The sequence below is a fragment of the Actinomadura sp. 21ATH genome, from assembly GCF_041951345.1.
Classification (GTDB): Bacteria; Actinomycetota; Actinomycetes; order Streptosporangiales; family Streptosporangiaceae; genus Spirillospora.
The window spans coordinates 179,251-192,415 of sequence record NZ_JBGNUR010000012.1 but is presented as its reverse complement, the minus strand read 5'-3'; the positions used below and the strand labels follow the sequence as shown (position 1 = coordinate 192,415).

Annotated in this window: 11 protein-coding genes; 7 read left to right on the top strand and 4 right to left on the bottom strand. The window is 74.7% G+C overall.

The annotated features are described in order from the left end of the window. Nucleotides 1-2: 2 nt before the first annotated feature. The 4 genes from fabG (at nt 3) to ACA361_RS29555 (ending at nt 5,239) form a co-directional block, all read left to right on the top strand. Nucleotides 3-764: a 3-oxoacyl-ACP reductase FabG gene (fabG, locus tag ACA361_RS29570; RefSeq protein WP_375017315.1), complete on the top strand. Its 762-nt coding sequence runs from the start codon at nt 3-5 to the stop codon at nt 762-764. Nucleotides 765-881: 117 nt separating this feature from the next. Continuing rightward, nucleotides 882-3,728 (top strand): AAA family ATPase, encoded by a 2,847-nt coding sequence (locus ACA361_RS29565; RefSeq protein ID WP_375017313.1) that lies wholly within the window; start codon nt 882-884, stop codon nt 3,726-3,728. Nucleotides 3,729-4,004: 276 nt separating this feature from the next. Then, nucleotides 4,005-4,499 (top strand): hypothetical protein, encoded by a 495-nt coding sequence (locus tag ACA361_RS29560; protein WP_375017311.1) that lies wholly within the window; start codon nt 4,005-4,007, stop codon nt 4,497-4,499. Nucleotides 4,500-4,819: 320 nt separating this feature from the next. Continuing rightward, nucleotides 4,820-5,239, top strand: coding sequence for an ATP-binding protein (locus ACA361_RS29555; protein WP_375017309.1), 420 nt, complete (start codon nt 4,820-4,822; stop codon nt 5,237-5,239). Nucleotides 5,240-5,243: 4 nt separating this feature from the next. Here ACA361_RS29555 and ACA361_RS29550 read toward each other — a convergent pair whose 3' ends face one another. Continuing rightward, complete coding sequence (locus ACA361_RS29550; RefSeq protein ID WP_375017307.1) at nt 5,244-6,893, bottom strand: AMP-binding protein; 1,650 nt, start codon at nt 6,891-6,893, stop codon at nt 5,244-5,246. A gap of 376 nt (nt 6,894-7,269) precedes the next feature. On the opposite strand from ACA361_RS29550, the gene ACA361_RS29545 reads away from it, so the two are divergent. Next, nucleotides 7,270-8,325 (top strand): alpha/beta hydrolase, encoded by a 1,056-nt coding sequence (locus ACA361_RS29545; protein WP_375017305.1) that lies wholly within the window; start codon nt 7,270-7,272, stop codon nt 8,323-8,325. Here the strand turns inward: ACA361_RS29545 and ACA361_RS29540 are convergent. After that, nucleotides 8,306-9,874 carry an MDR family MFS transporter gene (locus ACA361_RS29540; RefSeq protein WP_375017450.1) on the bottom strand — a complete coding sequence of 523 codons (1,569 nt, stop codon included), beginning with the start codon at nt 9,872-9,874 and terminating at the stop codon, nt 8,306-8,308. The two genes, ACA361_RS29545 and ACA361_RS29540, sit on opposite strands and share 20 nt — an antisense overlap. 163 nt (nt 9,875-10,037) lie before the next feature. On the opposite strand from ACA361_RS29540, the gene ACA361_RS29535 reads away from it, so the two are divergent. Next, nucleotides 10,038-10,628, top strand: coding sequence for a TetR/AcrR family transcriptional regulator (locus ACA361_RS29535; RefSeq protein WP_375017303.1), 591 nt, complete (start codon nt 10,038-10,040; stop codon nt 10,626-10,628). On the opposite strand, the gene ACA361_RS29530 is transcribed toward ACA361_RS29535, so the two are convergent. Beyond that, entirely contained in the window at nt 10,625-12,295 is a 1,671-nt protein-coding gene (locus ACA361_RS29530) for an ankyrin repeat domain-containing protein (protein WP_375017301.1), read from the bottom strand. The genes ACA361_RS29535 and ACA361_RS29530 overlap by 4 nt on opposite strands. 163 nt (nt 12,296-12,458) lie before the next feature. Beyond that, nucleotides 12,459-13,007 carry an IclR family transcriptional regulator gene (locus tag ACA361_RS29525; protein ID WP_375017299.1) on the bottom strand — a complete coding sequence of 183 codons (549 nt, stop codon included), beginning with the start codon at nt 13,005-13,007 and terminating at the stop codon, nt 12,459-12,461. Between ACA361_RS29525 and ACA361_RS29520 the strand changes: the two genes are divergently transcribed. After that, entirely contained in the window at nt 12,985-13,158 is a 174-nt protein-coding gene (locus ACA361_RS29520; protein WP_375017297.1) for a hypothetical protein, read from the top strand. The genes ACA361_RS29525 and ACA361_RS29520 overlap by 23 nt on opposite strands. Nucleotides 13,159-13,165: the final 7 nt, after the last annotated feature.

Below are 13,165 nucleotides of genomic sequence, written 5' to 3'. Positions count from 1 at the left end.
CGATGACCTGGCTCAACGGCCTCACGGCCCTGGTGACCGGCGCCGCCCGGGGGATCGGCGCGGCGGCCGCGCTGCGGCTGGCCGCCGACGGGGCGTCGGTCGCCGTGCTGGATCTCGACGAGGGCGGCTGCGCCGCGACGGTCGCCCTCGTCGAGAGCCGGGGCGGCCGCGCGGTCCCGGTGACGGCCGACGTCACCGACGCGGGCCAGGTCGGCAAGGCGGTGGCCGCGGTGGTGGACGAGTTCGGGACGCTGGAGATCCTCGTCAACAACGCCGGGGTCACCCGCGACAACCTGCTGCAGAAGATGACCGAGAGCGACTGGGAGGACGTCATGGCCGTGCACCTGCGCGGCATGTTCCTCACCGTGCGGGCGGTCCAGCGGCAGATGACCGAGCAGCGGTACGGCAAGATCGTCAACCTGTCCGCCGTCACCGCGCTGGGCAACCGGGGCCAGGCCAACTACGCGGCGGCGAGCGCCGGTGTGCAGGGCCTGACCCGGAGCCTGGCGATCGAGCTGGGCCCGTTCGGCATCAACGTCAACGCCGTCGCGCCGGGCTTCATCGCCACCGAGCTGACCGCGCGCTCGGCGCGGCGGCTCGGCGTCCCGCACGAGCACCTCCAGGAACGGGTGGCCGAGGAGACCCCGCTCCAGCGCGTGGGGCGTCCCGAGGACGTCGCCGCGGCCATCGCGTTCCTCGCCAGCGACCAGGCATCGTTCATCACCGGCCAGACCATCTATCTCGACGGCGGCCTCCGCCTGTGATACGGCGGGGCAACCGGCTCGACAGCGACTGTCAAAGGGGGATCGGGGGATCCGGGGGTTCGTGCGCCCGCTCGACGCGAACGGAGAGTGTGTGACGTGGTTACCGGCGCTTCGACCATGACGACGGCTCTGACCCGCCCCGTGCCCGCCCTCGGCACCGCCGGCCTCCCCGAGGCTCCCCCCGGCGGCGCCGCCCCGGCCGTCCTGTACGGCCGGGACCGCGAGCTGGCCCGGCTCGCCGAACTCCTCGACGCCGCCCGTACCGGCCGCGGCGGCGCACTGGCCGTCGTCGGCGGCCTCGGCACGGGCAAGAGCGCCCTGCTGGCGGCCGCCGCCCACCGGTCGGGCGAGGGCTTCCGCGTCCTGCGGGCGCGCGGCGTGCAGCAGGAGCGCAACGTCCCGCACGCGGGGCTGCACCGCCTGCTGCGCCCGCTCGCGAACGTGATCGACCGGCTCCCGCGCGGCCAGGCGGCGGCTCTCGCGCCCGTCACCGGCGGCGGCGGTACCAAGGTCCCGCCGCTCGTCCTGTACGCGGCGGTCTGCTCCCTCCTGTCGGAGGCCGCCGCCGAACGTCCCGTCCTGTGCTGGATCGACGACGCGCACCGGCTGGACCGGGTGTCGCTGGAGACGCTGACGTTCGCCGCACGGCGCGTCTCCGACATTCCGGTCGCGATGCTGTTCGCCACCCGGAAGGCGCATCCCGACTCCGGCGTCCGCGCCTGCCTGGCCGACCTCCCGCGGCTCCCGCTCGGCCCGCTGGACGAGGCCGACTCCGTCCGCGTCCTGGAGAGCCTCGCCCCCGGCAACGTCGACGAGGAACTCGCCACCGAGGTGGCGGAACTCGCCGGCGGCAACCCGCTGGCCCTCGCCGAGTTCGCCGCCGCGTTCACCCCCGAGCAGCTCGCCGGGAACGCCCCGCCGCCGCGCGCGCTGCCCGCCCGCAGCGTGCTGCGCGCCCACTACCGCCGCCGCTACCTGCGGCTCACGTCCGGCGCGCGGCGGCTGGTGCTGCTGGCCGCCGCCGACGACCGGCTGGACGTCGGCACGCTCGCCCGCGCCGCGTCCGAGGACGGCATCGACCCGCGCGAGCTCGAATGGGCGCGCGCCTCCGGGCTGATCCGGACCGACGGGGAGCGGCTGGAGATGCCCGGCCCGGCGGCCCGGTCCAGCGTGTACGCCGACGCGTCACCGGCCGAGCGGCGCGCCGTCCACGAGCTGCTCGCCCGCGTCCTGGACCGCGGCTGGCACGCGCCGCGCCGCTGCTGGCACCGCGCCGCGGCCGCCGACGGCCCGGACGAGGCGCTCGCCGCCGAACTGGCGGCGTCGGCGGAGTTCCTCCAGAGCGTCAGCCGGCACGGCGAGGCGGCCCGGTCGTGGCAGCGGTCCGCCGCCCTCACCGCCGACCCCGGGACCCGCGCCGACCGGTACATCGCCGCCGCCTCGGCGTCCTGGAAGGCGGGCCGGATCCGGCGCGCCCGCGCGATGCTGCGGCACGTCCGCCCGTGCACGTCCGACCCGGTGCGGCTCGGCCGCGCCGCGCTCCTCCAGGGCGAGATCGAGATGGTCGCCGGGCTGCCGGTCATGGCGCTGTGGATCCTCCAGGAGGCCGCCGGCCACCTCGCGGACGCCGACCCGCCGCAGGCCCTCATCGCGCTGCTCCACGCGGCCGCCGCCGCCGACACCACAGGCGACCGGCACTGCCACCGCGACCTCGTCCGGCGCGCGATCGCGCTCGCCGAGCGTTCCTCGCCGGCCGCGTCGCCGATCGTGGAGTTCGTCCACTGCTACTTCGCGGGGATGCGCGCGGCCGCGCTGCGCGAGCCCGAAGAGGCGTACCGGCGGCTGCGCCGCGTCCTGGAACTCGCCGGCGAGGTCCCCGACGGATCGGTCAAGTCCTGGGCCGCCACCGCCGCGATGGTGCTCGGCGACGACCGGCGCGCCCGCGACCTGGCCGCCCGCGCCGTCGCCGGAACGCGCGACCGGGAGGGCGCCGTGATGGAGCCCCGCGCGCTCGGCGTCCTCGCGCACTGCGAGGTCCTCCTCGGCCGCTACCCCGCCGCCGAGTCCACCGCCCGCGAAGGGCTCCGGCTGGCGCGCGCCGCCGGGCAGCGCAACCAGGTGATCGAGCAGCGCGCCCTGCTGGCTCTCCTCGCGGCGTTCCGCGGCGACCGGGACACCGCGCTCGGCCACCTGGACGGCCTCGCCGAAGAAGGCGGGCAGCGCGAGCTCGTCCGCGCCACCTCCCTGGAGACCTGGGCGATGGCCTGCCTCGACCTCGCCGACGACCGCCCGGCCGACGCCGCCGCACGGCTGCGCCACCCCGTCGGCGCCGCCAGCGGCCACCCCATGCTGCGGCTCCTGGCCATCCCCCACTTCGTCGAGGCCGCCGTACGCGCCGGACGCCCGGAGGACGCGCACCGCGCGTTCGCGGCCTTCGAACGCTGGGCGAGCCTGGCCCGCGGCCCCGGCCGCCCCGCGCTCGCCGAACGCTGCCGCGCCCTCCTCGCCGAGGACGACGAGGCCGCCGCCGGACACTACGAGGCCGCGCTGCGCCTGCACGAGGACGGCGACTCCGCCCTGGAGCTGGCCCGTACCGCCCTCCTGTACGGCCACCGCCTCCGCCGCGGCCGCCGCCCCCGCGACGCCCGCGCCCACCTCCGCAACGCCGCGCAGATCTTCCAGCGCTCCGGCGCCGCCACCTGGGCCGCCCGCGCCCGCGCCGAACTCCGCGCCGCCGGCGAGACCCTGGACGCCCCCGGCCGCCCCGAGGAGTCCGGCCCCCTCGCCGAACTCACCGCCCAGCAACTCCAGATCGCCCGCCTCGTCGCCGGCGGCGCCACCAACCGCGAGATCGCCGCCCAGCTCGTCATCAGCCCGAGAACGGTCGACGGCCACCTCCGCAACATCTTCGCCCGCCTCGGAATCCGCTCCCGAATCGAACTGGCGCACTTGTTCATCGCGTAACCCTTGGCGTCAGGCGCGATCAGACGCTCGCTCGCGCTCGCGTCCGCCTTCGGACGCGAGCGCCACGCTCGGGGTCCGGCCGAACTCGGCAGGACGGCTAGGGCGGCCGTTCAGGTTCCGCGGTGCGCGGCTATCGTCCCCAGCATGGGGCGGGTCGGGCTGGAGATCATTGGGCTCTGCCGGGAGCGGTTCGGGGTGGCGCCGCGGGACTTCGGGCGGCGGGACGTTCGGCGGTTGGGGGCGCCCCTGTGGTTGCGGGCGGCGCCGCGTGATCCGTTGCACGAGGTTCTGCGCAGCCAGGAGATGCTGCTCGCCTCGGGGCGGGTCGTGTGGGGGTGCGTGGTGCAGGCGGACGCGTCCCTGTTCCGGCCGGGGCGGGGGGATCGGGCCGCGCTGGTGATCTACAGTCCGGACCCGGCGTTCGACGAGATGCCGGAGGAGCTGCAGGAGGTCGCGTCGCGGCTGTTCGCGCTCAAACGGCCGCCGGAGCCCGCCGATCCGGGGCTGCGGGAGTTCGCGCGGCTGCTGAACGGGTCCGGGACGGCCGCGCGCCCGTCGCGGACGCCGGTGCCGCGGCCGCTGGTCGGGAGCCTCCCGGTCTACGCGACGACCGTGCTGGTGGGGCGGCGGCACGTGCCGGGGCGGTATCTGGCCGCCGGGACGTTCCCGCTGATCGTCCATCCGGACACCGAGAGCACGATGATCCTGCCGGGGCCGTTCTGGCCGCCCGCGCTGCTGGCCCTCTGGGAGCGCGCGGCGGCCGGGGGGTGAGGATCCTCCACCGGACGTTTCGCCCGCTCATCGGGTGCGGAGGGGCCGGTGGGCGATCGGATCTCGGATGTTTACCGTTCCACACCGCCTGGACGGCAGGCCCCGGGTACCGTGGGTTCCGCCACCGGAGCCGTGTCCCGTCGCCCCGCCACGGGAGCCCGCACCGGGGGCACCTGCTACTCACTTCCCAAAAGATCAGTTGCACGATGCGTTGCCTCATCACTCCCTGTAGATGAATGATGACGGTGCGCGCTTCCGATCTCTCAGAGTGGTGATCCTGTGACGTTGGGCAAGACAGGTGCGGACATGGACGCGCCGTCATGACGGCCGCCATGGAACGACTCGGCGATCAGCTGACGCTGACCGGCGACCGCTTGGAAGGGCGCGCGGCTCGCCGTGCCGTCCGGGAGCGCGCGGCCAAGGTCGTCGGGGACGGCGACGTCCTGGACGACATCGAGCTGATGACCTCAGAGGCCATCGCCAACGCGCTGCTGCACGGTTCGGGACCGATCAGCGTCACGGTCGTGACCGACGGCCGCCGGGTGCGGGTCGAGGTCCGCGACGGCGGTCCCGCCGCGCGGTGCGATCCGGCCCGGCGCGGCATCGACCACGGCCGCGGGCTGAGCGTGATCGACTCGCTGGCGGCGGAGTGGGCGCTGGAGCGGTCGTGCGGCGAGACCCGGCTGTGGTTCGTCGTGGACCGTCCCGGCGCGGCACCGCCGGAGCATCCGCCGCCGTGACGGGTCAGGCGGGGTCCCCCTGGCCTTCGGGGGCGAGCGAGCCGCGCACCACCTTGCCGGTGGCGTTGCGCGGCAGCTCGCGGACGAAGTGCACGTCGCGCGGCACCGCGTAGCGGGCGAGGCGGGCGCGCACGTGCTCCCGCACCGCGTCGGCGTCGAGCGCCGCTCCGGGCCGCGGCACGACGTACGCGACCAGCCGCTGCCCGAAGTCCTCGTCGGGCGCCCCGACCACCGCGACCTCGCGCACCTGCGGCAGCCGGGCCAGCACCTCCTCGACCGCGCTCGGGAACACGTTCTCGCCGCCGGAGACGATCATGTCGTCGTCCCGGCCGCGCACCGTCAGCCGGCCGTGCTCGTCCAGGGTGCCGAGGTCGCCGAGGCTCATCAGGCCGTCCCGCGTCTCCTTGGTGCCGCCGCCGGTGTAGCCGGCGAACGGCAGCTCGTTGGCGGCGAAGATCCGCCCGGTGCCGCCCGGCGGCACCGGCTCGCCGCGCTCGTCCAGGATCGCCACCCGCGTCCCGGGCGGTGGCGTGCCCGCCGTGCCGGGGCTGGCGCGCAGGTCGGCGGGGGTGGCGATGGTGACCCAGCTGGCCTCGGTGGAGCCGTACAGGTTGTAGAGGATGTCGCCGAACGCGTCCATGTACGCGGTCGCCAGCTCGCCGGGCAGCGCGGACCCGCTGACCGCCGTGATCCGCAGCGCCGAGGTGTCGTGCGCGGCCCGCGTTTCCGGCGGGAGCTCCATGATGCGCTGGAGCATCACCGGGACCGCGACCAGCGCCGTCGCGCCGGTGGCCGCGGCGGCCCGCAGCGTCGACTCGGGGTCGAATCGACGCCGCAGGACGACCGTCGCGCGCAGCGAGATCGCCGTCTGGAGCATCGCGTACCCCCAGGTGTGGAAGAGCGGCGCCTCGATCAGCATCCGCTCGTGCACCCGGTACGGGATCCGCGACAGGATCGACGCCAGCGGCGTCATGCCGGGGCGGGAGTGCCGGTGGGCGCCCTTGGGCGGGCCGGTCGTCCCCGAGCTGAGCATGATCGTACGGCCGGGCCGGGCGGGCGGGGCGATGCCGCCGGCGGGCGCCGCGCCGATCAGTTCGTCCAGGCCGCGGCCGGGGCCGTGGGCGGTGAACACCCGCACCCTGTCCGGGACGGCGTCCAGAAGGTCGGCGAACTCCGGGTCCGCGACCAGCACCTCCGCCTGCTGCTCCTCCAGTACGGCGAGCAGCTGCGCCGTGCTCATCCCGGTGTTGAGGAGGACGAGGTCGGCGCCCCGCTTGCTGCACGCGACGAGCGTCTCCAGCATGCCCCGGTGGTTGCGGCAGAGGACGGCGACGCGGGACGACGCCTCGCCGAGGGCCGCGAGCGCGGCGGCGAGCCGGTCGGTACGGGCGTCCAGCTCGGCGTAGGTCAGCTCGCCGTCGTCGTCGGCGACCGCGATCCGGCCGGGGTCGCGCAGCGCCGCCGACGTGAACGTGCCGCCGAGCAGGGTGCCCCAGCGGCGCAGCGCGTTCAGCTGCCGCGCCACGCGGTGCGGCGGGCCCGGCCGCAGCAGCCCGCTGCGCGCCATCATCGCCGCGATCCGGCCGGCCGCGCGCGCCCGCCGTCCGATGCCCGCCTTGCCGGTGCCCGCCGTGCCGTCGTGCGCTGTGCTCATGTGCCGCCCTCGCTGGAGATGAGCTCCCGGCTTCCGGCGCGCTCCGCGCGGTCCGTCCACGGCACGGCCATGGCGGATCGTCCTCGCGGGGCGGGCGGACTCTGCGGGGCTCGTTACGGGATTCGACCGTAGGCGCGGGTGTACGGCCGGTACTCCTTCGCCAGGGCCTGTATTCGGGCGCGCCGTTATCAACGTTCTGACAACTTCGCCGGAGAGAGCGCCGGGGGAGTCGGCGGCGGCGGACCCACTCAATCTCGCTCAGTCGCGGCGGGCGCGCTTATCACGTGAGGCCATAGATCAACTCGCCTCGCGTGCTGGAGACTGCACCGACGTCCCCGCGTCCGGACCCGACCGTCCATCGCAGCGAGGTGAACGCATGTCACGTCAGGCCCGCCGGCCGAGCCGCAGCGCGAGGAACGGCGGGGGGCCGCCGCGCAGGCGGTCCCTGCGCGGCGGGGCGCTCGCCGCGGTCATGGTCGCCTCGCTCGGCGCCACCGCGACCGGAACGGCGCAGGCCCGCACGTACGCGCTCAAGGCGGCCGACACCGGGGCGCGGATCACCAAGACGACGAAGCTGAGCGCGCGCCAGGTGGACGTCACCATCGACTCGCCCTCGCTCGGCAAGTCGGTCAAGACACGCATCCTGCTGCCGGCGAACTGGAGCGCGGGCGCGACCACGACGTGGCCCGTCCTGTACGCGTACCACGGCGGCCAGGACGACTACACGTCGTGGACGCGCAACACCGACATCGAGGCGTGGGCGGCCCAGTACAACGTCATCGTCGTCATGCCGGAGGCGTCGAACGGCTCGTACGCGGACTGGTTCAACTACGGCAAGGGCGGCACGCCCAAGTGGGAGACGTTCCACACCACCGAGGTCCGCCAGCTGATGGAGCGGAACTACCGCGCGGGGGCGCTGCGGGCCGCGATCGGGAACTCGTCGGGCGCGCAGGGGGCGTTCTCGTACGCCGCCCGCCACAGGGGGATGTTCAAGCACGTGGCGTCGCTGAGCGGGCTGCTGTCGATGCGCTCGCCCGGGATCCCGGCGCTGCTGATGTTCACCAACGCCGGGAACGGCCAGGACCCGTTCGCGATCTGGGGCATCCCGTGGGTCGACGACGCCAACTGGAAGTCGTACGACCCGGCCGCGCAGGCGGAGAAGCTGCGCGGCACCAAGCTGTTCTTCTCGTCGGGGACGACCGGGAAGCCCGGCCCGGGGGACCCGAACGTGGCGCCGTGGGACATCGGCCTGCTGAGCGAGATCGCCATCGGCGCCAACAACATCGAGTTCCGGAAGACCCTGGACCGGCTGGGCGTCCCGTACACCGCCAGCATCTACAAGGACGGGCGGCACAACTGGCCGGCCTGGACCCGCGAGGCGAAGTCCGTGTGGCCGGCCCTCATGGCGTCCATCAGCGCCCGGCGGCTGTGACCTCGGCGGTCTCGGCGGCCGCCCTGGCGGTCTCGGCCTTCTCGCCGTTCTCGGCGGGCAGGTCGAGGGCGTCCCGCAGGGTGACCGGCTTGAGCGCCGCCGCCGCGATGATCCCGACGACCGCGATGGCGGCCGAGATCAGGAAGATGTGCCCGGTGGCGTCGCCGTAGGCGCCGCGCACGATCTCCTGGATCGGGCCGGGCAGGGCCGCGATGTCGAGGTCGCCGCCGGCGTTCCCGCCGCCCTTGATGCCCGTCTTCGCCAGCCCGTCGGCGATGTTGCCGGCGACGTGGTTGGCCAGGACGGCGCCGAGCACCGAGACGCCGATCGTCCCGCCGAGGGAGCGGAAGAACGTGACGGCGCCGCTGGCCGCGCCGACCTCGCGCAGCGGGACGGAGTTCTGGACGACCAGGACCAGGTTCTGCATGGAGGCGCCGACCCCGACGCCGACCAGCAGCATCCCGGCCGACAGGTACCAGATCGGGGTGTCGCCGTCGACGAACCCGAGCACCGCGAAGCCCGCGGTCAGCACGAGCGTGCCGAACACGATGTACGGCTTGACCTTGGCCGTCTTGGTGGTGAGCCGCCCGATCACGGTGGACGACACCAGCACGCCGGCCATCATCGGGATGGTGAGCAGGCCGGCCTTGGTCGGGCTGTAGCCGCGGCCGATCTGGAAGTACTGGCCGAGGAACACGGCGCCGCCGAACATCGCCATGCCGACCGCGAGGCTGGCCACGATCGCCAGCGCGGTGTTGCGGCGGGCGATGATGTCCAGCGGGACGACCGGCTCGGCGACCCGTGCCTCGACCAGCACGGCCACGGCCAGGACCGCGAGCCCGCCGCCGGCCATCGCCGCGGTCTGCCAGGACAGCCAGGCGAACGACTCGCCGACGAAGGTGATCCAGAGCAGCAGCACGCTGACGCCGCCGGCGATGAGCACCGCGCCCAGGTAGTCGATCTTGACCTCGGCGCGCCTGACGTGCGCCAGGTTCAGCGTCTTCTGCAGCAGGGCGAACGCGACGACCGCGAACGGCACGCCGATGAAGAAGCACCAGCGCCAGCCGAGCCACGCGGTGTCGACGATCAGCCCGCCGAGCAGCGGGCCGCCGACGGTGGCGACCGCCATGACGGCGCCGAGGATGCCGTAGTAGCGGCCCCGGTCGCGCGGGCTGATCATGCTGGCCATCACGATCTGGACGAGGATCTGCAGCGCGCCCATGCCCAGGCCCTGGAACGCGCGGGCGGCGATCAGCTGCGGGGTGTTCTGCGCGAAGCCGGAGAGCAGCGAGGCCACCGTGAAGATCACGATGGACAGCTGGAGCAGCTTCTTCTTGTCGTACAGGTCGGCCAGCTTGCCCCAGATCGGGGTGCTCGCGGTGGAGACCAGCAGCGTCGCGGTGACGACCCAGGTGTACTGCGACTGGCTGCCCTTGAGCGCGCCGATGATCTGCGGCAGCGCGGTGGACACCACGGTCCCGCTCAGCATCGCGACGAACAGCACGAGCAGCAGGCCGCTGAGGGCCTCCAGTGTCTGCCGCTGCGTCATGGGTTCGGACTGCACGCTCAAGTAGGGCCTCCATGGGGGGTGCAAGTAGGGGAAGCGAGTAGGGGGGAGCGAGGTGACACGGGTAGAAGGCCGCGCGGGGACATATTATTCCCAGTGGGAAAGTTTGCCCACTGGGAATGATCCTCACCGATAGGTTGGCCTCATGAGCACCCCTGGCGGCCTGCGCGAACGCAAGAAGGAGGCGACGCGCACCGCGCTGCACGAGGCCGCGGTACGGCTCACCGTCGAACGCGGCCTGGACGACGTCACCGTCGAGGAGATCGCCGACGCCGCCGGCGTCTCCCGCCGCACGTTCTCCAACTACTTCGCCGGCAAGGAGGACGCCCTCCTCTACGGCGACGAGCAGCGCCTGGAGAAGCTGCTGGAGACGTTCGAGGCCGGCCCGCCCGGCGACTCCGCGTGGACCGCGCTGCGCGGCGCGCTGCACGTCCTCTACGAGGGCCAGGACGAGCCCGACCCGCAGTGGGCCGTCAAGGCCCGGCTCGCCAAGCGGCACCCGTCCGTGCTGGGCCGGCAGCTCGCCCACTTCGCCGCGTTCGAGCGCCGCCTCGCCGCCGCCGTCGCCGCCCGCGACGGCCTGCCCGAGACGAGCGTGCGGGCGCGCGCGATGGCGGCCGCGTTCCTGACCGCGCTGCGGGTCGGCTCCCTGTTGTGGACCGACCAGCAGTCGGGGCGCCCCCTGCGCGCCCTCGTCGACGAGGCCCTCGACGAGATGGCCGCCCCGTTCTCCTAGGCGTCCGCGCCTTCCACGAGCTCCACCAGGAAGTCCAGGTCACCGCGCTTCTCGGCGATCGAGCGCAGCCAGCCCAGCGCCCCGGAGAGGCCGGCCGGCCGCGCCCCGGCGTCCAGGAGCGCCCGCACGGCCGCGGCGGGCGCGGACCAGGCCGCCGCCAGCAGCGGCGTGCGTCCCAGCGCGTCCCGCGCCTCCAGGTCCACGCCCGCCGCCAGCAGCCTCGGCAGCAGCTCCTCGTGGTGGACCGAGTCCAGGCAGTGCAGCAGCGTGCGGCCGTTCCCGTCCCGCGTGTGCGGGTCGTGCCCGGCGTCGAGCATCCTGAGAACGCCCTCGGTGTCGCCGTAGGCCACCCTTCGGAACAGCTCCCGCCGCTGCTCTCTAAGGCCGCGCGGCAGGAACCCCCGGCCGTCCCACGTCTCCCGCACGGCGAAGCACCCGGCGGCCCGGCCCCCGAGCGCTTTCAGGGCGCTCTCGCGGCGCCGCTCCTCCTCGGAATGCGAGTGGACGCGCAGGCGCCCGTGCCGCATCGACACCTCGTGCCACTCCCCCCGGCACCGCACCCGCGCCACCCCGGGCGCCGCGACGCCCGCCGTCACGGTCTCGCCGTCCCAGCCCGGGAACAGGGCCGCGCTCACCAGCGGATGCAGCTCCCCGATCCCGAGCCGTCCCGCCCTGACCAGGTCCAGATCCGGAGGCCGCTGCCAGAACACGTCGGGGAGCCCACGCACGTTCTTGGGAGTACGGCCCGCCGGAACGAACTCGGCGCGCAGCCCGGCCCCCTGCCCCGGCACCTCGACGATCAGCCGCGCCAGGCCGAGCGGGCCGTAGGAGCGCCCGTACCGGAACAGCGTGTGGGCGAGCACGAACCGGCGCTCCGCCCCCTTCGCCACCAGCCGCCGCAGCTCCGCCTCGATCCGGTGCAACGCGATCGGCATCAGGCGCAGGAGCTCGATCTGCTGCTCCGCGCCGACCTCGTCCGACTCGGCGAGCCGCAGCTCGATCCCGGCCGCCTCGAACGCCGCCGCGACCTCGCCGCGCTCGTGCAGGAGCGAGATCCGCTCGGCCCGCGCCACCGGATCCGCCTCCGGCCCGGCTCCCGGCCGGGCTCGCGGCGTCCCGTCCGCCTCGAAGAACGGCGCCCGCTCCCGCCCGCCGCCGCGGACCAGCAGCTCGCCCGCCCACCGCACGTCCCAGAGATGCCGCGGCAGCATCCACTTCCGCCGCCGTCCCGCCCGGCCGAACCGCAGGCACACCTGCTCGACCGCGCCCTTCCGCGCGCTCTCCAGGTGGAGCACCGGCGACGCGGGAACCCCCGTCCCGAACGACGACACCCGCGGATTCTCCGGCCGGTCGGCGCGGTACCCGCTCAGCGCGAACGCCGGCCCGTCCTCGTTCGCGAGGTGCCAGCGCAGCAGGTCGGGCGCCAGATGCCGCAGGTCGTCCGCGAGCGCCTCCGCCACGTCCGCGCCGTACTCGTCCCGCACGCCGTCCAGGTCGAACGCGACCCCGACCCCGGCCGCCGCGCACGCCCCGCGCCAGTCCCCGGCCAGCCGCCGCGCCGTGGCCCGCTCGATCGTCCACCCCGGCACCTCGAACCGCCGGATCGTCTCCCACTCCCCCGCCACCTGCCGGGTGAACGCCCCGAACACGGAAGCCCCCGTCCGCACCGCCGTCACTTCTCGCTGAGAGGGACTCCCCGGTGCTCGGCACCGACGACGACCGCCTTGCCCGCCTCGTCATGGCCGGTGACCACGCGGCGCACGCTCATCTTCTCTCCTGACCGCTGGGGACATGCGGGAGCAAGTCTGGCATCCGAGGCGGGCCGCCGGGTCAGTGGAGCAGGGCCGCCAGGCGGTGGGCGGCCTCCACGACCAGGGCGCCCAGCTCCTCGACGTCGGGGGCCTCGAAGAGGGAGAGGCCGATGACGGTCTGGGTGCGGGCGCCGGGGACGACGGCGGAGACCCCGGTGACGGCGGCGGCGATCTCGCCGTGGGAGACGGCGTAGCCGCGGCGGCGCGCGGCGGCGATCTCCTCGCGCTCGCCCGGCACGGGCGGCGCCGCGGCCAGCATCGCCAGGCCGGCGGAGCCGCGGCCTATCGGGTCGATCTGGCCGGGCCGGAACGCGACGTGCATGCGGGCGCGGCGGGGCTCGACGACCATCAGCATCCGGGCGCGGTCCTCGTCCTCGCGGACGACGAGGTGCGCGGTCGCCTGCCGCTGGTCGGCCAGCTCCTCCAGCACGGGGCGGGCGAGGGTGCGCAGGTCCTGCTCGACGGGTTCGGCGAGGCGGACGAGCCCGGCGCCGAGCGAGATCCGCTTGAAGCGGTCGCGGCGGCAGAGTTCGTGCGCCTCCAGGGTGCGGACGACGCTCCTGCGCATCCACCGGCTTTACGGGGCGCGGAGCCATCTGATCGACGAGGGCCGCCTGTTCTTCCCGATCGGCTGCCTGGTGGTCTGCGCCGTGATGCTGCTCTTCCTGAAGGTGCCGCGGGACCGTCCCGGGCTCGCCGTCACCCAGCCCGGAAAGTAGTACAGGT